This window comes from Kitasatospora sp. NPDC092286 (genome assembly GCF_044755565.1).
In the GTDB taxonomy this organism is placed as follows: domain Bacteria; phylum Actinomycetota; class Actinomycetes; order Streptomycetales; family Streptomycetaceae; genus Kitasatospora.
Genome location: NZ_JBIVRD010000012.1, coordinates 130,962 through 149,709, shown reverse-complemented (window position 1 = coordinate 149,709; position 18,748 = coordinate 130,962). Strand labels below are relative to the sequence as shown.

16 protein-coding genes are annotated in these 18,748 nt (G+C 75.1%); 11 read left to right on the top strand and 5 right to left on the bottom strand.

Annotated features, from left to right (window positions below; all coding sequences use genetic code 11):
• Positions 1 to 58: 58 nt before the first annotated feature.
• Together ACIQIB_RS15085 and ACIQIB_RS15080 are read right to left on the bottom strand one after the other, a co-directional pair.
• Positions 59 to 541 carry a (2Fe-2S)-binding protein gene (locus ACIQIB_RS15085; RefSeq protein ID WP_363606240.1) on the bottom strand — a complete coding sequence of 161 codons (483 nt, stop codon included), beginning with the start codon at positions 539 to 541 and terminating at the stop codon, positions 59 to 61.
• 75 nt (positions 542 to 616) lie between these two features.
• Positions 617 to 2,911 (bottom strand): molybdopterin cofactor-binding domain-containing protein, encoded by a 2,295-nt coding sequence (locus tag ACIQIB_RS15080; RefSeq protein ID WP_400758251.1) that lies wholly within the window; start codon positions 2,909 to 2,911, stop codon positions 617 to 619.
• Between the two features lie 1,010 nt (positions 2,912 to 3,921).
• Here ACIQIB_RS15080 and ACIQIB_RS15075 point away from each other — a divergent pair.
• The 9 genes from ACIQIB_RS15075 (at position 3,922) to ACIQIB_RS15035 (ending at position 13,382) form a co-directional block, all read left to right on the top strand.
• Positions 3,922 to 4,989 carry a cytochrome P450 gene (locus ACIQIB_RS15075; protein ID WP_400758249.1) on the top strand — a complete coding sequence of 356 codons (1,068 nt, stop codon included), beginning with the start codon at positions 3,922 to 3,924 and terminating at the stop codon, positions 4,987 to 4,989.
• Positions 4,990 to 5,052: 63 nt separating this feature from the next.
• Positions 5,053 to 6,183 carry an acyl-CoA dehydrogenase family protein gene (locus tag ACIQIB_RS15070; protein WP_363606235.1) on the top strand — a complete coding sequence of 377 codons (1,131 nt, stop codon included), beginning with the start codon at positions 5,053 to 5,055 and terminating at the stop codon, positions 6,181 to 6,183.
• A gap of 116 nt (positions 6,184 to 6,299) precedes the next feature.
• Positions 6,300 to 7,538 carry a GNAT family N-acetyltransferase gene (locus tag ACIQIB_RS15065; protein WP_400651866.1) on the top strand — a complete coding sequence of 413 codons (1,239 nt, stop codon included), beginning with the start codon at positions 6,300 to 6,302 and terminating at the stop codon, positions 7,536 to 7,538.
• Between the two features lie 4 nt (positions 7,539 to 7,542).
• Positions 7,543 to 8,034, top strand: a complete 492-nt coding sequence (locus ACIQIB_RS15060; protein WP_400758247.1) for a type II toxin-antitoxin system RatA family toxin — start codon at positions 7,543 to 7,545, stop codon at positions 8,032 to 8,034.
• Positions 8,031 to 9,305, top strand: a complete 1,275-nt coding sequence (locus ACIQIB_RS15055; RefSeq protein WP_363606231.1) for an aminotransferase class III-fold pyridoxal phosphate-dependent enzyme — start codon at positions 8,031 to 8,033, stop codon at positions 9,303 to 9,305. Before ACIQIB_RS15060 ends, ACIQIB_RS15055 begins: the two co-directional genes overlap by 4 nt.
• A gap of 112 nt (positions 9,306 to 9,417) precedes the next feature.
• Entirely contained in the window at positions 9,418 to 9,672 is a 255-nt protein-coding gene (locus ACIQIB_RS15050; RefSeq protein ID WP_363606230.1) for an acyl carrier protein, read from the top strand.
• Positions 9,669 to 10,919 carry a beta-ketoacyl-[acyl-carrier-protein] synthase family protein gene (locus ACIQIB_RS15045; protein ID WP_363606228.1) on the top strand — a complete coding sequence of 417 codons (1,251 nt, stop codon included), beginning with the start codon at positions 9,669 to 9,671 and terminating at the stop codon, positions 10,917 to 10,919. Before ACIQIB_RS15050 ends, ACIQIB_RS15045 begins: the two co-directional genes overlap by 4 nt.
• A 54-nt stretch (positions 10,920 to 10,973) precedes the next feature.
• On the top strand, positions 10,974 to 12,005 hold the full coding sequence (locus tag ACIQIB_RS15040) for an SDR family oxidoreductase (protein ID WP_400758245.1): 1,032 nt from the start codon (positions 10,974 to 10,976) through the stop codon (positions 12,003 to 12,005).
• A 207-nt stretch (positions 12,006 to 12,212) separates the two neighbouring features.
• The gene (locus ACIQIB_RS15035) at positions 12,213 to 13,382 is read left to right on the top strand and encodes an alpha-hydroxy-acid oxidizing protein (protein ID WP_400758243.1); all 1,170 of its coding nucleotides are present in this window, start codon (positions 12,213 to 12,215) and stop codon (positions 13,380 to 13,382) included.
• A gap of 58 nt (positions 13,383 to 13,440) precedes the next feature.
• Here the strand turns inward: ACIQIB_RS15035 and ACIQIB_RS15030 are convergent, their stop codons facing one another.
• The 3 genes from ACIQIB_RS15030 to ACIQIB_RS15020 all read right to left on the bottom strand — a co-directional run bounded on the left by ACIQIB_RS15030 (position 13,441) and on the right by ACIQIB_RS15020 (position 16,099).
• Positions 13,441 to 14,700: an NAD(P)/FAD-dependent oxidoreductase gene (locus tag ACIQIB_RS15030; protein WP_400651683.1), complete on the bottom strand. Its 1,260-nt coding sequence runs from the start codon at positions 14,698 to 14,700 to the stop codon at positions 13,441 to 13,443.
• Positions 14,701 to 14,857: 157 nt separating this feature from the next.
• Positions 14,858 to 15,289: a nuclear transport factor 2 family protein gene (locus ACIQIB_RS15025; protein WP_363606223.1), complete on the bottom strand. Its 432-nt coding sequence runs from the start codon at positions 15,287 to 15,289 to the stop codon at positions 14,858 to 14,860.
• 6 nt (positions 15,290 to 15,295) lie between these two features.
• Positions 15,296 to 16,099 (bottom strand): MBL fold metallo-hydrolase, encoded by an 804-nt coding sequence (locus ACIQIB_RS15020; RefSeq protein WP_363606222.1) that lies wholly within the window; start codon positions 16,097 to 16,099, stop codon positions 15,296 to 15,298.
• 370 nt (positions 16,100 to 16,469) lie between these two features.
• Here ACIQIB_RS15020 and ACIQIB_RS15015 point away from each other — a divergent pair, with 370 nt between their 5' ends.
• Both ACIQIB_RS15015 and ACIQIB_RS15010 read left to right on the top strand, forming a co-directional pair.
• Positions 16,470 to 17,342: a PhzF family phenazine biosynthesis protein gene (locus tag ACIQIB_RS15015; RefSeq protein WP_400651687.1), complete on the top strand. Its 873-nt coding sequence runs from the start codon at positions 16,470 to 16,472 to the stop codon at positions 17,340 to 17,342.
• 134 nt (positions 17,343 to 17,476) lie between these two features.
• Entirely contained in the window at positions 17,477 to 18,748 is a 1,272-nt protein-coding gene (locus tag ACIQIB_RS15010) for a phosphotransferase (RefSeq protein ID WP_400758241.1), read from the top strand.

Genomic DNA, 18,748 nt, shown 5'->3' with positions numbered 1-18,748 from the left:
GCCCCTCGGATCGGTCGGCCTGATGACTGATCACCCTAGGTGGTCCGGACCGGAACGGCTAGGGCTTCGGCCAGGGCTTGGTGGCGGTCCGCCGGGCCGCGGCCTTCTTGATCGCCTCGCGGATGCGGGGGTAGGTGCCGCAGCGGCAGATGTTGTGGATCTGGTCGATGTCCGCGTCCGTCGGGGCCGGGGTGCGGCGCAGCAGCGCGACCGCCGTCATGATCTGCCCGGGCTGGCAGAAGCCGCACTGGGCGACGTCGCACTCCAGCCAGGCCTGCTGGACGGGGTGCAGTGTCTCGCCGTCCGCCAGGCCCTCGATGGTGGTGACGCTGTGTCCGGCGCAGTCCCGGACGGCCAGGGTGCAGGGCTGGAACTCCTCGCCGTCCAGGTGGCTGGTGCAGGCGCGGCAGACGCCCACCCCGCAGCCGTACTTGGGGCCGGTGACGCCGAGCTTGTCGCGCAGGACCCAGAGCAGCGGCATGTCGTCGGGGGCCTCGACGGTGACCGGCCGCCCGTTGAGGACGAAGGTGTGGCTGGGCATGGGGAGTTCGGGCCCTTCGGGGGAGGCGCGGCCGGCGCTGTCGTGGGTGCCGGCGGGCGCGCGGGGCGGGCGGGGTCAGAAGTCGATCGGGAAGGAGCGCGGGCTGGTGCCGGTCGCACGGGCGTACGCGTTGGCGACCGCGGCCGAGGCCGCCGGGACGCCCAGCTCGCCGGCGCCGCCGGGCGGTCCGTTCGGTGGCAGGAGGTGGATCTCGACCGTGGGCGGGGTGTGCCGCTGCCGGGCGTAGCGGAAGTCGGCGTAGCTGCCCTCGCGGACCGCGCCGTGGTCGATGTGGTTGCCGGCCTGGAGGATCACCGAGATGCCGTCGACCAGCGCGCCGGTCAACTGGGCTTCCAGACCACGGGGGTTGATCACCTGGCCGAGGTCGGCGGCGATCACCGCCCGGGTGACGCGCGGCTGCCGCGGGTCGGCGGCGTCGAGTTCGACCAGGTAGGCGACGCGCCCGCCGTTCTCCTCGTGGTAGCCGATGCCCTGGCCCTGCCCGGCGGGCATCGGGCGGCCCCAGCGGCCGGCCTGGGCCGCCCTGTCGAGGACGGCCCGCCCCTCCGGGCGGCGCAGCCTGGCCTGCCGGAAGGCGATCGGGTCCTGGCCGAGCCGGTGGGCGAGTTCGTCCATCATGATCTCGTCGGCGACCCGGACGGTGCCCGAGTACACCGACCGCCAGCTCCCGGTGTGCATCTTCAGCGGTACCTCGGACAGCAGTTGGGTGGGGACGCCGACGTCGTACGGGTTCCGCTCGCTGAGCAGGAAGAAGGCCTGGGAGGCGCTGAGCCCGGCCGCCGAGGGGCTGAAGCCGGCGGCGGTCAGCAGCTCGCCGAGGCCGTGCCCGAAGTCGGTCTGCACGGTGGCGACCCGGTGTTCGTAGCTGAGCACCTCGCCGAGGCTGAACGTGGCGCGGACCCGGTGGTGGCTGGCCGGGCGCATCCGGCCGTGGCGCATGTCGTCGTTGCGGGTCCACATCAGCTTGACCGGCCGGCCGGCCGCCTTGGAGACCAGTGCGGCCTCCAGCGCGGCGTCGAAGAACAGCCGCCGGCCGAACGAGCCGCCGCCGCGCACCACGTGGATGGTCACGGCGCTCTGCGGCAGGCCGAGTTCGGCGGCGATGGTCTGCTGGGCGATGACCGGGGTCTGGGAGGCGAACCACACCTCGGCGCGGTTGGCACGGACGTCGGCGACGGCCGTCAGCACCTCCAGCGGCGCGTGGTTGACGAACGCGAAGTCGAACTCGCCGTCCACCTGGTGGGTGAGCAGCGGCGGGACGAGGAACGGCGCGTGGGCGGCGCGCAGCCGGGTCCGGATCCCGGCGTCGGAGAGCGCGGCGAGCGGGCCGGGGTTCCAGGTGGTGCGGAGCGCGTCGCGGGCCCTGAGGGCCTGGTCGAAGGTCTCGGCGAGGACGGCCACACCGGTGGGGATGGTGACCACGCCGAGGACGCCGGGCATGGTGCGGGCGGTGGCGGCGTCCAGGGATCCGAGGGTGCCGTTGATGGTCGGGGGGCGGGCGACCACGGTGGGCACGGCGCCGGGGACGGTCAGGTCCCCGGCGTACTTGGCGCGGCCGGTGACGATGGAACGGGCGTCGATCCGGCCGGTCGGCCGGCCCACCAGGCGCAGCCGGTCGGGCGGTTTGGGGGTGGCGGGCACGGCCGGGGTGGCGATCGCGGCCGCCGCCGTGGCGAGTTCGCCGTAGCCGGCCCGGCGGCCGTCGGGGGCGAGGACGGCGGAGCCGGCGGTGCGCAGGCCGGCGGCGGGCAGTCCCCAGCGCTGCGCGGCGGCGGTCACCAGCCGGGCACGGGCCCCGGCGGCCGCGGCGCGCACCGGGTCGTACAGCGAGCGGACCGAGTTGGACGCGCCGGTGAGCTGGTTGAACAGGAGGTCCGGGCGGCCGTCGGAGAGCGGGACGTCCACGTCGGTCAGCCGGGCGTCGAGTTCGTCGGCGACCAGCATCGCGACGCTGGTGGTGAGGCCCTGGCCGACTTCGAGCCGGGGGAGGTGGAGCACGGCGCGCCCGGCGGTGGTGATCTCCAGCACGAGGAGGTGGGAGGTCGGCAGCCCGGCCACGATGAGCGCGTCGCCGAGGCTGAGCACGTCGGGGACGCCGGACACGCCGGGCAACCTGACCCCGCCGGAAGGCCCTTCGGGGCGGCCGACGGCGCCGGCGGCCGACGGGGCGGTGTCCCGGCCGAGCCCGGCGGCGACGGTGAGGGTCGGGGCGGCGAGCAGATAGGTGAGGAAGCGGCGGCGGGCGGCCGGCGGCCTCCGGTGGGGCGGCCCGGGGACGCGGGGGGTGACGCCGTCCCGGGCCGTGCCGCACCCGGCCTCGGGGGCCGTGGCGTCCCGCGCGTTGTCCACGGGGTCGATGGAGGTGCTGATGGGAGGAGCCCTTCGAGCCGATGGCGGCTCCGGCCGGGCGGGCCTCGGCGGCCCCGGCCCCGGTGCCGGATCGCGAACGCGAACGCGAACGCGGACGAGCATAGGAGCGTGCTACTGGCCGGTCAACACGGGCGTTTCGGTCCCGATCGGACATCTGATCGGACGTCGGGTCGGGTGGGTACGGACGGCACCGGACACATTGGGTCGGGCGGCCGGTACCGCCGTCCGGGTGCGGACGCGGGGTGTCGTACGGGGGTTCAGTGCTCGTGTGCCGGTACGGATGAGGGCGGTATCGGGCGGGCCGGACCGCCCGCGGCGGGGGTGGGGGCGGGCGCGCCGGTCCGCCGGTGCGGGTGCGTCCCTCGCGCTGTTCGGCCTGCGGCCTGGAGCGCCGGCGCCCCGGGCGGCGCGGGATCCGCGGTCCGCGCCGGCCTGCGCGCCCCCGGGAGCGTGAACGCCGGGCGTCGTGCGGCGGGTGGACTCATGGGATTCGGCCTCCTTCCGGCCCAGGCCGACGGTGGACGGCCCTGGGTCGCCCGCGAAGGCTACCGAGTCCGCGCGCCCGTGGAGACACTCCGGGGGAGTGGGGTTGACGTCGGACGGTCGGTGTTCGACCGGCCCGCGATGCCGTTCCCGGTCGGGGCCACCGGCCGCCCGGCCGGGAATTCCCGGAGAATGGCAGAGGTGATTATAGGATCAATATGCCGGTGAATTCGGGCGCGTATGTCGTGGCGCCCGCCGTATATCTCGACTAGCCTCCCCTGGAGTATTGGCGAACTGTTCGTGCCGCCGCCTGGCGGCCTCGGTGTGGTCGGCGGGAGTCGAGGGCGGGGCTGGTGGATACGGAGTCGACTCTTTTTTCGATTTTCACGGCGGACGGCAGGAGCAATCCTTATCCGCTGCTGGCCGAAATCCGGAGAATCGACCCGATTCACTATCATGAGACTTTCGGGACGCGCTTTCTGACGCGGTTCGACGACTGCCAGAGCGTGCTGGCCGATCCCGGTTTCCTGGTGCCCGACCGGGAGTGGTGTGCCCACGCACTACCGGAGTGGCCGGGGCATCCGGCCGCGGACTTCTTCTACTCCTCGATGCTCGCCCGCAACGGCTCGGACCACGAGCGCCTGCGGCGGCCGGTGGCCGGCGCGTTCACCGCCCGGAGGGTGGCGGCGCTGCGGGCGGCGGTCGAGCGGATCACCGCCGGGCTGCTGGACCGGTTCGCCGACGCGACCTCCGGCGGTGGTGCGGCGAACTTCCAGGAACTGGTGGGGTATCCGCTCCCGGTCGCGGTGGTCGGGCAGCTCATCGGGGTCCCCCGGGAGGAGCAGGGGCAGTTCGACGAACTGGGCCGGGGCGCCAGCCGGCTGCTGGAGCCGGTGCGCACCCCGGAGGACTGGGACCGTGCCGACCGCGCGGTCGTGGCGCTGCGGGAGTACTTCACCGCCCTGCTGCGCGAGCGCCGTTCCCGCCCGGCCGAGGACCTCGCCTCGGCCCTGCTCGACCAGCGGGGCGCCCCCGGGGCGCGGCTGACGGAGCGGGAACTGGTCGACCTCCTGCTGCTGGTGTTCGTCGCCGGTTTCGAGACCACCACAGGTCTGCTCGGCCTGATGGTGTTCGCCCTGCTGACCCACCCGGTCCAGCTGGCCCTGGTCCGCGCCGACCCCGCGCTCAGGCCCGGTGCCGTCGAGGAGTCGCTCCGGTGGGACTCGCCGGTGATGATGACCGAACGCATCGCCGCCCGCCCCCGGGTGCTCGCCGGCACGGTGGTGCCCGCGGGAGGAAGCGTGACCGTGGTGCTCGCCGCGGCCAACCGCGATCCCGCCCGGCACCGCGATCCGGACGCCTTCCTCGTCCGGCGGCCGGACACCAGGGTGCTCAGCTTCGGCGCCGGGGCGCACTACTGCCTGGGCGCGGCGCTCGCCCGCCTGGAGGGCGCCGCCCTGCTCGGTCAACTCCTGGACAGATTCCCGGATCTCGCGATCGCCGGCCCACCGGTGCGGCGGGCCGCCGTCAGCCTCCGCTCGTTCGACGACCTCCCCCTGGCCGCCACCGGTTAGCGGCCCGGCGGCCGGCCGCCGCCCGCCCGCACTCCCGCACAGCCGTCCCCCGAAGGGCCTCCCGTGAACTTCCTGCACCTCGAACGCGCGACGCTCGAGACCTTCCTGCCCGGACTCGACGCGGCGCTCGCCCGACACCCGCTGGCGGAGCTGGAGAGCGCGCCCAGCCCGGCGATCCGGGCGTTCCGGGAGGCCGGTGGCCCCGGGCTGCTGGTACCGGCCCAGAACGCCGGCTCGGGCGCGACCGCGTTGCAGGCCGTCCGGGTGCAGCGGGCCGTCGGCGCCCGCTGCCCCTCGCTGGCGGTGGCCACCACCATGCACCACTTCTCGGTCGCCGGCCTGGTCGAGGCCGCCAAGTACGGCAGCGGGCTGGAGGGCCAGCTGCTGGAGGCGGTCGCGACCGACCGGCTGCTGCTGGCCTCGGGCTTCGCCGAGGGCAACACCGGCCAGAACATCCTCCGGCCGCACATCACCGCCGAACGGCGCGGCGACCGCATCGTGCTGAACGGCAGCAAGATGCCCTGCAGCCTCTCGCGCTCGATGGACCTGCTGACGGCCTCCGTCACCATGGCCGACGAGGACGGCGTCGACCGGCTCGCCGTCGCGCTCGTCCCGGCCGACACCCCGGGGATCGAGGTACGGCCCTTCTGGCGGACCCCGGTCCTGGCCGGCGCCGAAAGCGACCAGGTGGTGCTCACCGAGGTGGAACTCGACCCGCAGATGGTGGTGCTCACCGACGTCACCGCCGACGCCGTCCCGGACTCGCTGAACGTGGCCGGGTTCCTCTGGTTCGAGCTGCTGCTGACGGCGGGTTATCTCGGGGTGGCCAGCGCCCTGGTGGAACGGGTCCTGAACCGGCCGGGCGGCGCCGAGGAGGACCCGACCCCGTACCTGGTGGGGGTCGAGGCCGCGATGCTCGCGGTCGAGGCGGTCGCCCGCGCGATGGAGGACGAGGAGTGGGGCGACGCCCTGCTCGTCCGGGCGCTGACCGCCAGGTACGCGGCCCAGGACGCGATCGCCCGCACCACCAGGACCTGCCTGGCGGCGCTGGGCGGCATGGCGTTCATCGGCTCGCCCGACGGCTCCTACCTGGCGTCGGCGGCCGTCGGCCTGACCTTCCACCCGCCGTCCCGGAACCGGATGGCCCGCCCGCTGCGCGACTTCCTGGACGGCCGCCCGCTGCGGATCGGCTGACGTCCGTCCCCGGCGCCGGCCCGCGCCTCCCGGCCCGGATCCGTGATCCGCGCCCCACCCCGTGCCCCGACCCGCCACCCCGACCCGTCCCTCCGACCCGTGAGCAGGTGACCTCGATGGACCCGGCCGCCGCCCGCCACCCCGGCTACCGCGTCGAGATCCTTCCCGGCGTCGACGCGCTGCCCCGCGAACTGTGGGCGGAACTCGCCCCCGGCGACGACCCGATGTGGGCCCGCGGCGTCTTCACCGCGCTGGCGCACTCCTCCGTCGGGCCCGACGGCTATGCCTGCCTGGTGGTGCGCCGCGCCGGCCAGGTGGTCGCGGTGCTGCCGCTCTCCCTGTTCCGGGAGCTCCGGCTGGACCACGTGGTCGGCCCGCGCGAGCGCCGGCTGCTGGCGCCCGTCCGCCGGGTGGCGCCGCGGCTGCTGCGGGTGCCGATGCTGTTCTGCGGCAACCTGCTGGGCCAGGGGCACGTCCTGGCCCCGGGCCCGCTGGACGAGGAGGCCGGCCGGCTGCTGGTGCGCGCGGTGCTCGACTTCGCCCGGCGGGAGCGGCTGGGCACCGTCCTCTTCAAGGACTTCGCCCCGGCCGAGCTGGACCGGCTGCGCCCGGCCCTGGAGGAGTCCGGTTTCTTCTTCGCCCCGGGCCTGCCCGACACCGAACTCCGCCTCGGGTACGGCTCGTTCGACGACTACGTCGCCGCGCTGCCGGCCAAGCCGCGGCGCAACGCCCGCAGCAAGATCCGCAAGTTCCAGGCCCGGCCGGACCTGCGGATCGAGGTCCTCGACGACTTCGGGCACCTGCTGCCCCAGGTGCTCGCCCTCTACCGGCAGGTGATGGCGCGCGCCGACCAGACCCTCGACGTCCTCGACGGCTCCTTCCTGGCCGCCGTGCACGCCGGCACCGACCCGGACCGCCGGCTGGTCGCCTGCTTCGAGGGGGACCGGCTGGTCGCGTTCCTGCTCTGCCTCTTCGCCGGGTCGGGAGCCGTCGGCGCCAGGATCGGTCTCGACTACCGCCTCGCCCACGAGGCCCGGCTCTACCACAACGTGCACTACGCGGCGATCCGGCTCGCGATCGAGGCGGGCTGCCGCCACATCCGCTTCGCCCAGACGGCGTACGAGCCGAAACTCGAACTCGGCTGCGACCTGGTCGAACAGCGGCACGCGATGACCCACGTCCGGCCGCTGCCCCGCGCCGTGCTGCGGCGGCTGCTCCCGCCCGCCCTGGCCGCCTCGGTGGCCGAGGCCCTGGGCCCGAACGCCCCGGCCGGTCCGGGCCCGCTCGCTCCGGCGGCCGGTCCGGCGGCCGGCCCACCGGTCGGCGTGCCGGCCGCCCCCGACGGAGAAAGGTGAAGCCATGCCACGCGTGGAAGTGGATCTGCCCATCGAGGTTCCGCCCGACACCGCCTGGGCGGCGGTGGTCGACGTGGAGAGCTACCCGGACTGCATGGAGAGCGTCGACTCGGTGGTGGTCACCGACCGGACCGACGACCGGCACCGGACGACCGCGTGGTCGGTCCGCCTCAAGGGATCGGTCCTGCACTGGACCGAGGCCGAGGTGATCGACCCCGAGGCCCGCCGCTTCTCCTTCCACCAGGTGAGCGGTGACCTCGGGTACTTCGCCGGCCACTGGGCCGTCCGCCCGGCACCGGGCGGCGGCAGCACCGTCTCCCTGCACGTCGACTTCGACATCGGCATCCCGCTGCTCGCCGCGATGCTCAACCCGGTGGCCGCGGACGCCCTCAGGGAGAACGCCGCCCAGATGCTGGCCGCCCTCGAACAGCGGCTGCTGGGGGTCGCGCCCGCCGCCGGCACCCACCGTCCGCTCGACCCGGCGGTCGCGCCGTGACCGCCGCGCCTGCGGCCGGGCCGGCCACCGCCGCCTCCACCGCCCCGGCCACCGCCACCGGGGTGTTCGACCAGTTGCGCCGCCACCTCTCCCCGAAGCTCGCCCTGACCGGCAGCTTCGCCGGGCGCGGAGCCGTCGAGGAGTCCGCCGGCGGGTGCCGGGTGACGCTCTCCGACGGCCGCTCGGCGCTGGACTTCGGTTCGTACGCCGTCACCCTGCTCGGCCACCGCCACCCGGCGGTGGTGGCCGCCGTCCGGCGGCAGCTCGACACCATGCCGACCTCCACCCGCAGCCTGGCCAACCCGGTCTCGGCCGGGGCGGCGGCCTGCCTCGCCGGCTACCTGGGCGACGCGCTGCCGAAGGTCTACTTCGGCCTCAACGGTGCCGACGTGGTGGAGGTCGCGGTCAAGCTGGCCCGGCTCGCCACCGGCCGGGCCCGGGTCCTGGCGGTGCGCGGCGGCTTCCACGGCAAGTCGCTCGGCGCGCTCGCGCTGACCCACAGCCCGCTCTACCGGGTGGGCCTGCGCGGCTGTGCGGTGGACGTCGTCCATCTGGACCCGGAGGACCCGGACGCGGTGCTCCGCGAGGCCTCCGCCGGCGATGTGGCCGCCGTCGTCTTCGAGCCCGTCCAGGGCGAGAACGGTGCCGTCCCGCTGTCGGCCGAGGTGTTGCGCCAGTGGTGCGAGGACGCCCACCGGCACGGCGCGTTCGCCATCGCGGACGAGATCCAGTGCGGGCTGCGCCGGTGCGGCGAGCGGTCGGTCGCCCTCGCCGACGGCCTCCCCGTCGACGCGGTGCTGCTCGGAAAGCCGCTGGGCGGCGGGGTGGTGCCGCTGTCCGCGCTGCTCTGCTCCGAGCGGATGTACGCCCCGCTGGCCGCCGACCCGTTCCTGCACTCCGCCACGTTCGGCGGCCATCCGCTGAGCTGCGCGGCGCTGCCGGCGGCCCTCGCCGCGATCGAGGAACTGGCTGGCCACGGGGCCGAGTTGTCCCGTCTTCTGGACCTCGCGCTGGACGGTCTCGGGCAGCGCTACCCGGGTGTGGTGACCGAGGTGCGCGGCCGGGGCCTGCTCCGGGGGATCGACTTCGCCACGCCCCGGGCGGCCGGCGCGGTCGTGGTCGAGCTGGCCGGTGCCGGGCTGCTGGTCTCGCCCTGCCTGGGCCGGCCGACCACCGTGCGCCTGCTGCCCCCACTGGTCGGCACCGGAGCGGAGATCGCGGAGGCGACCGGGATCCTCGACGCCGCGATCGCCGCGACCGCGGCGGGTTGACACCACGGACCCGACCCGACCCGACCGGACCCGACCCGACCGGACCCGACCGGACGGGACCCGCCCGCCCGCACCGACCCGCACCGCCCCGTATCGGAAAGGAACGACGGACATGCCCACACGCGAGGACCTGGCCCTGCTGGTCAGGACCACCATCTCGGATGTGCTCGGCACCGAGGTGGAGGAGGTGCACGAGCGGACCAGCCTGCTGGCCGACTACGGCATCGACAGCCTGGAACTGATGGAGATCGGAGCCCGGCTGGAACGGGCCCTGAAACTGCGGATCGAGGTGGCGGACCTGACCGCCGCGCAGAACGTGGGCCAGGCCATCGACCTGCTCCGGATCCGCACGGCGGAGCCCGCATGACCGGCCGTCACCGTTCGGGCGGACACCGCGTCGCCGTCACCGGCATCGGCGTGAAGTCACCGGCGGGCAACGACCCGGAGGAGGCGTTCACCACCGTACTGAAGGCCGACCGCACCGCCGCCACCGTCGCCGGGTGGCTGGCCGAGCAGGACCACCCGGTCCAGTTCGCCTGCCTGGTACCGCCGTTCGACCTCGACGCCTACCTCACCCGCCGTGAGTCGCGCCAGATCGACCGCACCACCCAACTGCTGCTCTGCGCGGCCGCCGACGCCGTGGCCGACGCCACCCTGCCGGCCGGACTGCCGCCGGACCGGGTGGGGGTGCAGATCGGCACCGGCATCGGCGGCCTGCCGAGCATGGAGGCCGTCACCCTGAGCCACGGCGACCGGCCCAGGGACATGCCGGTGCACACCGTGCCCCGCACCATGGCCAACTCGCCGGCCTGCCGACTGGCCATGCGGTACGGCTTCCAGGGCCCCTGCACCACGTACTCCAGCGCCTGTGCCAGCGGTACCACCGCCGTCGGCGAGGCCGCCCGGAAGGTCAGGTACGGGGAGCTCGACGTGGCGCTGGCCGGGGGCGTCGACTCGGCCGTCACCACCGTCGTCGTGGGGGCGTTCGCGCGGATGCGGGCGATGTCCACCAGGAACACCGAACCCGAGCTGGCCAGCCGTCCGTTCGACACCGACCGGGACGGCTTCGTCATGGGCGAGGGCGCGGCCGTGCTCGTCCTCGAACGCTGGGACGCCGCCCTCGCCCGGGGCGCGCGGATCTACGGCGAGGTCGCCGGTTACGCCGACACCTGCGACGCCTCCCACATCGTGGCCCCGCAGGAGGACGGGGGGACCGCCGCCCGGTGCATGCGGCAGGCCATCGCCGACGCGGGGCTGTCCACCGCCGACATCGGCCACATCAACGCCCACGGCACCTCGACGCTCCTCAACGACCGTGCCGAGGCCCGGGCGGTCGACCGCTGCTTCGCCGGGCAGCCGCCGCCGCTCACCGCCTCCAAGGGCGTCACCGGCCATCTGATCGGCGGCTCGGGAGCCCTGGAGGCCGTGCTGGGCCTGCTCTGCGCCGCCCGGGGGGTGGTCCCGCCGATCGCCAACCTCCGCTCCAGCGCGGAGGCCGACCTGGTGGACCTGGTCCGCGGCGCGCCGCGCTCCGTCCGGCCCGCCCCCGTCCTCTCCAACTCCTTCGGATTCGGCGGCCAGAACGCCTGCCTGGTTCTCGTCCCGGCCGGCTGACCAGGCTCCGCCCGCAGCGCGACAGAACAGCCGCACCCCGACAGAAAGGAAGCCATGCGAATCCTGGTCACCGGAGCGACCGGTGTGGTCGGCGCCGAGGTCGTCGAACGGCTGCGCGCCGCCGACGGCCCCGCCCGGCACACCGTCACCCGGGTCGCCCGGCGGGCCACCGACGACTCCGTGCTCTGCTGGCGGATCGGCGCCGAGCCCGCGCCCGCCGTCCTCGCCGGGCACTGGGACGTGATCGTGCACTCGGCGGCCTCCACCCGCTGGACCCTCAGCCGGGCGGAGGCGACCGCCGCCAACATCGACCCGCTGCGGGCCGTCCTGGCCCTCGCCGACCGGGACACCCACCTCGTCCACCTCTCCACCGCCTACGTCGGCGGCGTCCGCAACCCCGAGGACCTGCGGGGCGCCGAGTTCGAGGGGTACCGCAACGGCTACGAGTGGTCCAAGGCGGTCTGCGAGGAGGTCGTCCGCTCGGAGCACGACGGCCCGCTGACGCTGGTCCGCCCGCCGCTGATCGTCGGCCGCCGCGACAGCGGCGAGATCGCCCGCTTCTCCGGTCCCTACACCGTGCTGCAGGCGCTCGTCTCGGGCCTGGCCGCCGTGGTCGTGGGCGACCCGGCCGGCTATGCCGAGATCAGCCCGGTGGACGAGGTCGCCGCCCTCGTCGCCGAGGCCGCGCTCGGCGCGCCCCCGGACGTCCCGCGCACCGAGGTGCTGGCGGCCGGCCGCGGCAGCCTGACCCTCGACTCCCTGCTCGACGTCATCTGCGGCACCCTCAACGAATGGCGCGCCGCCCACGGCGTGGCCCCCATCGAACGGCCGCCCCTGGTGTCCGGCGACAGCTGGAACCGCTTCTTCCTGCCGCTCGCGGACCAGTACCTCTCGCCGTTCCAGAGCCAGGCGGTCAAGCTGCTCGCCATGTTCCAGAGCTACACCAGCATGAGCGAGCCCTTCGAACCCACCCGGACGGTGCACGACCCGGCCGCCGTCATGGCGGCCTCCGTCCGCCACTGGGCCGCCCGCAAACCCCGCCTCGCCCTGGCCCGCCCCGAACCCTGGACCCTGCTCGCCGTCTGACCCGCCGTCCGATCCGCCGTCCGATCCGCCGTCCAGCCGGGCCGGGGATGCGGCACGGCGCGCTGGTCACGCACTGAACGCGCCGCACCGGGCGGTCCCGCACCGGTCCTCCTCCTCCCCGCCGGGCCGCGGGTTTGGCAGGGTGGGGGCTGCCGCCGCCCGGGACGGGCCCGGGCCCGGCGGCCCACGGAAGGACGGCGACCGGCGATGGCAGGGCAGCAGTTCGGCGACTACCAGAACGAGATCTACTTCGACGGGCTGTTCGGCGTCCAGCCGACCCTGCCGATGACCTTCGCGGACCTCGAAACGCGGGCCCGGGCCGCACTGTCGCCCTCGGTCTGGTCGTACGTCGCGGGCGGCGCCGGTGACGAGCGGACCCAGCGGGCCAACGCGAGCGCCTTCGAGGGCTGGGGCCTGGTGCCCCGGATGATGGTCGGCGCCCGGCAGCGCGACCTCACCGTGGACCTGTTCGGCCTGCGGCTGCCCTCGCCGCTGTTCCTGGCCCCGATCGGGGTGATCGGCCTCTGCGCCCAGGACGGCCACGGCGACCTCGCCGCCGCCCGGGCCGCCGCCCGGACCGGGGTGCCGATGGTCGCCTCCACCCTGTCGGTCGACCCGATGGAACAGGTCGCCGATCGGCTGGGCGACACCCCCGGTCTGTTCCAGCTCTACACGCCCACCGACCGGGCACTGGCCGAGAGCCTGGTGCGCCGCGCCGAGGGGGCCGGCTTCCGGGGCATCGTGATCACCCTGGACACCTGGCTCACCGGCTGGCGGCCGCGCGACCTCGCCACCGGCAACTTCCCCCAGCTGCGCGGTCACGCGCTGGCCAACTACACCAGCGACCCGGTGTTCCGGGCCCGCCTCGCCAAGACCCCGGAGGAGGACCCGAGGGCCGCCGTGCTGGAGTGGGCCGGTGTCTTCGGCAACCCGCTCACCTGGGACGACCTCCCCTGGCTGCGCTCGCTCACCGATCTGCCGCTGGTCCTCAAGGGCATCTGCCACCCCGAGGACGTCCGCCGCGCCAGGGACGGCGGCGTGGACGCGGTCTACTGCTCCAACCACGGCGGCCGGCAGGCCGACGGCGGCCTGCCGGCGCTGGACGCGCTGCCCGGCGTGGTCGAGGCCGCCGACGGCCTGCCCGTGCTGTTCGACTCCGGGGTGCGGACCGGCGCGGACGTGGTCAAGGCGCTCGCCCTCGGCGCCACCGCGGTCGGCGTCGGCCGCCCGTACGCGTACGGGCTGGCCCTGGGCGGCGAGGACGGTGTGGTGCACGTCCTGCGCTCGCTGCTCGCCGAGGCGGACCTGCTGATGGCGGTGGACGGCTACCCGGCGCTCGCCGACCTGCGTGCCGACGGCGCCCTGCGGCGGCTCTGAGCGCGCGGCAGGGCGCCCGTCGGCCCGCCGCGCGCCTCGGCGGTCCGTCAGCGGCCCGTCAGAGGTCCGTCAGCGGGACGGCCGGGTCGGCCAGGGCCTTGAGGTCCACCGCCCGGCCGGACCGGACCAGTTCGCGGATCGGGTCGGTGACGTCCCAGACGTTGACGTTCATGCCCGCCAGGACCCTGCCCTCGGCGACCCAGAAGGCGATGAACTCGCGGGTGGCCGGGTCGCCGCGGAAGACCACCCGGTCGTACCCGCCGGGCTCGACGTAGCCGACGTACTCCAGGCCCGCGTCGTACTGGTCCGAGAAGAAATACGGCACCCGGTCGTACACCTCGTCCTGCCCGAGCATCGCGCGGGCCGCGGTCTGCGGCTGGTTCAGCGCGTTGGCCCAGTGCTCGACCCGGATGTGCCGGCCGAACAGCGGGTGGAAGGCGTTGGCGACGTCGCCCGCCGCGTAGATGTCCGGGTCGGAGGTGCGCAGCCGTTCGTCGGTCCGGACGCCGTTGTCGATCTCCAGCCCGGCGGCCTCGGCGAGCGCGGTGTCCGGGGTGATGCCGATGCCGACGATCACCGCGTCCGCGGCCACCGTCGCGCCGTCCGCGAGCCGTACGCCGGTGACCGCGCCGCCCGCGCCGGTCAGCTCCTGGACGCCGGCGCCGAACCGCAGCTCCACGCCGTGGTCGCGGTGCAGGTCGGCGAAGACCTGGGCGACCTCGCGGCCCAGCACCCGCAGCAGCGGCAGCTCGGCCGCCTCCAGCACGGTGACCTCGGCGCCCGCGGCCCGCGCCGCCGCCGCCGTCTCCAGGCCGATCCAGCCGGCCCCGATCACGGCCACCCGGGCGCCGGGCCTCAGCACCGCCCTGATCCGGTCGCTGTCCTCGACCCGGCGCAGGTACAGCACCCCGTCCAGGTCCGCGCCGGGCACCGGCAGCCGGCGCGGCACCGAGCCGGTGGTCAGCAGCAGCTTGTCGTAGCCGATCTCGCCGTTGTCGGTGAGCGTGACGGTGTGCGCGGCCGGGTCGATCGAGGCGACCGCGGTGCCCAGCCGCAGGGTGATGTCGTGCTCGGCGTACCACTGCGGCGGGTGGACGTAGATCTTCTCCCGCGGGGTCTTGCCGAGCAGGTATCCCTTGGAGAGCGGTGGCCGCTCGTACGGCCGCTCGTGCTCGTCGCCGATCAGGACGATGCCGCCCCCGTACCCGGCCTCGCGCAGTGCCTGCGCGGCCTTCGCGCCGCCGAGGGAGGCCCCGACGATCACGTACGGGCGCTCGCGCCCGCCGCCGTCGGCCGTCCCCGCCGTGTTCGTGCTCATGCTGAACTCCTCGCTCTCCGGCCGGAATCACCGACAGCCTGCCGCCGTCCTGCGGGCCTGTCGAGGCCGCGCCGGGCGCGCCGCGACAGGCTCCCCCCGAACGGGTGAAGCATGGTTCGAGCGGGTTTGGAGCGGGCGCTAGGCGGTTCTGCGCGGGTCAGGCCGTCATCGCGGCCCTGACCAGGGCGGTGTCGACGAACTGCTCGAACCGGACGATCCGGCCGCCGCGCACCGTGAAGTGGTGCGCCACCCGCACCGCCAGGGGGCGGCCGGTGGCCTTGTTGACGGCGGTGTAGCGGGCCAGCACGACCACGTTCTCGCCGTCCACCACATAGCGGTCGTCGTGCGCCGTCCAGCTGTCCCACTCGGCGGCCAGGCGCTCCATCACATTGCTGGTGACGCCCTTCGGCGTGCGGTAGGTGCCGGCCAGCGGGAAGCCCGCCATCTCGGTCCACTCCACGTCGTCGGCCAGGGTGGCCCGCAGTGCGGCCAGGTCCCCGCGGGCCGAGGCCAGGTACTGGCGGCGCACCACGTCGGCGGGGGCGTCGGACTCGGCGAACGAGGCCGCGGCCTTCGGAATCTCGATCATCGCGGCTCAGCCCCAGGCCATTTCGCCCTTGGCGACCTTCGTCCCGAGGTCGACCGCCAGCTTCAGGCCCAGATCCGGGAAGCGGCGCTCCAGCGCCTCCTTGGCGGCGGCCGCGTCGGTGGTGCGGCCGATCTCCGTCTCGAACGCCCGCAGGTAGTCCCGGGTGTGTCGGATCGCGGTGGTGTCGGTGGGTGCGCCGGCGGTCCGGTGGCCGGCCGCCACGAACGTCGGCTCCAGCGCCTCCATCCCGTCCAGCAGGTCGATCCAGGCGGCCCGCTGTTCCGGGGTCGGGGTGTCGGCCGTCCAGACGTGCAGGCCCTCGAAGAGCAGCACCCCGCCGAGGATCGCGTGGTGGTGGTGGAGCCAGAGGTAGTGCCGTTCCGGCAGGTGGAAGTCGGCGCCGCGCAGCTCGAACCGGTGGCCCTCGAAGACGAGCTCGTCGTTGTGCAGCACCTCGGGCCGCACCAGCCGGGTCGGCAGCTCCGGCCCGAGACGGGCCCAGGCCTTCAGCTTGTCCTCGTAGGACTCCTGGATGTGCTCGACGGTGGCCGCGGTGGCCAGGAACCGGGCCTGCGGGAAGGCGGCCTGGACCTCCTCGGCGCCGAAGTAGAAGTCCGGGTCGCCGTGGCTGACGAACACCGTGGTCAGCCGCTTGCCGGTGGCGCGGATCCGCTCGGCCAGCCGCCGCCCGTCGGAGCGGGTGAACCCGGCGTCCACCAGCAGGGCGTCGTTCGGACCGGTCACCAGCACGGAGGTCTTGTTCAGTGAGCTGTCGGGGCTGTCGATGACCTCGAAGTCGAGGGAGCTCATGGGGTGTCCTTCCTCGGGCCGGCCCGGCCGCCGTACGCCGGGCGCGCGTCGCCGCCCAGCATCGGCTCCGACGTGCCCGCCCGCACGCCGGACTGGGCCGGGCGGGGGACGGGCGTGGTGCGGCCGGCCGGGTACGGGGCCGGGCTCGTCGGCGCCGGGAGGGACCCACCGGACCGGGGCCGCCGCCGGGTGGTCAGCAGCGCCGTCAGCACCGCGGGGGCCGGCGCGCGGCCACCCGGGCCGTGCTGCGCTGAGAGGGCCTGCGCTGAGGGGGCGTGGGCGGGGCGGAGGGGGCGCGTGGCGATCCGAGTGACACCGGTTGCGGCCGACGAACGGGAACAGCCGTCGGACGGACGGCGTTCGAGCGGTCATGACCAGTGACACCGTGCCCGTGCCCCCCGGCGGCGAGATCCTTCGCTACGCCGCCTTCACCACCCGCCCGGACGGCGGGAACCCGGCCGGCGTCGTGCTGGACGCCTCCGGCCTCTCCACCGAGCGGATGCTCGCCATCGCCGCCGAGGTGGGCTACTCGGAGACGGCGTTCCTGATACCCGGCCGGGCCGAAGGCACCTACACCGTGCGGTACTTCAGCCCGCTGCTGGAGGTGCCGTTCTGCGGTCACGCCACCGTCGCCTCCGCCGTCGCGCTCGCCGAGCGGACCGGTCCCGGCCACTACGTCTTCGCCACCCCGGCCGGCGAGGTGCCGATCGAGGTGGACAAGGACGCGGACGGCGTGCTGCGCGCCACCCTCACCAGCGTCGAGCCGCACGTCGAGGAGGCCGGCGAGGCGGACGTCGCCGAGGCGCTCGCCCTGCTCGGCTGGTCGCCCGAGGACCTGGACGCCGCGCTGCCGCCCCGGATCGCCTACGGCGGCGCCCGCCACCTGGTGCTCGCCGCGGCCACCCGTGACCGGCTCGCCCGGCTGGCGTACGACTTCGACGGCCTCGCCGCCTATATGACGGCCCGCGATCTGGTCACCCTCCAACTGGTCTGGCGCGAGAGCGAGGACGTCTTCCACGTCCGCGACCCGTTCCCGGTCGGCGGCGTCGTGGAGGATCCCGCCACCGGTGCGGCCGCCGCCGCCTTCGGCGCCTACCTGCGCGAACTGGGCGCGGTGACGGTGCCGGCCACACTGACGCTGCACCAGGGCGACGATCTCGGCCGCCCGGGCCTGCTGCACGTCGAACTCCGCGAGGGCGACGCCCGGGTGCGGGTCTCGGGGGCCGCCGTGGCGATCCCGTAGCCGTGCCACCGGGGCCGACGGGACGGAGGCACCGGCGGGCCGGGCGGCCGGCCCCGGACGGGCCCAGCGCCTACGCCGTACCGGCGGGCCGAAATTCGGTCGCGAGGGCGGGCCGGATGAGGGAACCTGCCCGGATGGAACGAGCGAACGGTCGGACGGTCAGCGTCCACCTCACCCACGGGGACGACTACTTCGGGCCGGTGGGCCCGTTCGAGGTGGACGGAGGGTGGTGGTCGGCCGTCGGGCCGGTGGTCGAACGGGTCTCGGCCGTGGCCGGAGTGCCGGTGGCGGTGGTCCGGCTGGCCGAGGTGGCGAGCGGCGAGGGCGGTAGCGGCGGGCATGTGGTCTACCACGCCGAGGCGTTGGAGCGGCCCGCCGCGCCGGCCCCGCGTGAGCCGGGCGCCGACCTGGCCGCCTTGCTCGGCCCGGCCGAGCGGCGGGCCGGCTGGGCCACGCCCGCCGGGCTGCGCGACGTCCTGGACTGGGCGGAGCGGACGCTGGGGAAGGCGGGTCGTCCCGTGGCCGGCCGGGCCCGGCAGCTCAGGACGTGGAACCTGTCCGGCCTGTTCCGCTACTCGACCACGACCGGCGGCGACGCCTGGCTGAAGGCGATCAACCCGGTGTTCAACGCGCGCGAGGGCGAGGTCATCGCCCTGCTCGGCGGCGTCGACGCGACCCTGGTGCCACCGGTGCTCGGCGCCGACCCGGAGCGCGGGCTGCTGCTGCTCGACCATGTGCCCGGGGAGGACTGCTGGGGCCCGTCCGCCGAGACCGTCGCGGACGTGCTGCCCCGGCTGGTCGCCGCCCAGGCGGCGCTCGCGGCGGACGGCCGGGCGGCCGCCGCCGGTCTGCGCGACCGCACCCCGCGCACCCTCCTCGGCCAGGTCGACTCCCTGCTCGACCGGCTGGAGGCCGGCACCGGCCCGGCCCGCTCCGATCTGACGGCCGGTGAACTCGCCGCCGCCCGCGCCCTCGCCGCGCGACTGCCCGCACTGGTCGGTGAACTGACCGCCTGCGGACTCCCCGAGACGCTGGTGCACGGCGACTTCCACCCCGGCAACTGGCGCTCCGACGGCACGCACACGGTGATCGTCGACTACGCGGACTCCTGCCTCGGCCACCCGGCGCTGGACGGGCTGCGCCCGCGTCAGTACGTCTCCGCCGAGCGCTGGGCGCAGATCGCCGGTGTCTGGGCGCGCGCCTGGCGGGAGCATGCCCCCGGCTCGGACCCGGAGCGCGCCCTGGAACTGGTCGAGCCGCTCTACCACCTCTCGTACGCGGTGCGGTACCAGGAGTTCCTGGACCACGTCGAGACCAGCGAGCGCCCGTACCACGAGGGCGATCCGGCGAGCGAGATCCGCAAGGCGCTGGCCTGGGCGGGCGAGCCGGGGCAGGTCCCGGCCTGA

What these genes read in the sequence shown, in the direction of transcription:
- ACIQIB_RS15085 (WP_363606240.1), bottom strand. Translation starts at nt 541, where the DNA reads ATGCCCAGCCACACCTTCGTCCTCAACGGGCGGCCGGTCACCGTCGAG.
- ACIQIB_RS15065 (WP_400651866.1), top strand. Translation starts at nt 6,300, where the DNA reads ATGGACCCGGCCGCCGCCCGCCACCCCGGCTACCGCGTCGAGATCCTT.
- ACIQIB_RS15060 (WP_400758247.1), top strand. Translation starts at nt 7,543, where the DNA reads ATGCCACGCGTGGAAGTGGATCTGCCCATCGAGGTTCCGCCCGACACC.
- ACIQIB_RS15050 (WP_363606230.1), top strand. Translation starts at nt 9,418, where the DNA reads ATGCCCACACGCGAGGACCTGGCCCTGCTGGTCAGGACCACCATCTCG.
- ACIQIB_RS15045 (WP_363606228.1), top strand. Translation starts at nt 9,669, where the DNA reads ATGACCGGCCGTCACCGTTCGGGCGGACACCGCGTCGCCGTCACCGGC.
- ACIQIB_RS15040 (WP_400758245.1), top strand. Translation starts at nt 10,974, where the DNA reads ATGCGAATCCTGGTCACCGGAGCGACCGGTGTGGTCGGCGCCGAGGTC.
- ACIQIB_RS15035 (WP_400758243.1), top strand. Translation starts at nt 12,213, where the DNA reads ATGGCAGGGCAGCAGTTCGGCGACTACCAGAACGAGATCTACTTCGAC.
- ACIQIB_RS15030 (WP_400651683.1), bottom strand. Translation starts at nt 14,700, where the DNA reads ATGAGCACGAACACGGCGGGGACGGCCGACGGCGGCGGGCGCGAGCGC.
- ACIQIB_RS15025 (WP_363606223.1), bottom strand. Translation starts at nt 15,289, where the DNA reads ATGATCGAGATTCCGAAGGCCGCGGCCTCGTTCGCCGAGTCCGACGCC.
- ACIQIB_RS15020 (WP_363606222.1), bottom strand. Translation starts at nt 16,099, where the DNA reads ATGAGCTCCCTCGACTTCGAGGTCATCGACAGCCCCGACAGCTCACTG.
- ACIQIB_RS15015 (WP_400651687.1), top strand. Translation starts at nt 16,470, where the DNA reads ATGACCAGTGACACCGTGCCCGTGCCCCCCGGCGGCGAGATCCTTCGC.
- ACIQIB_RS15010 (WP_400758241.1), top strand. Translation starts at nt 17,477, where the DNA reads ATGGAACGAGCGAACGGTCGGACGGTCAGCGTCCACCTCACCCACGGG.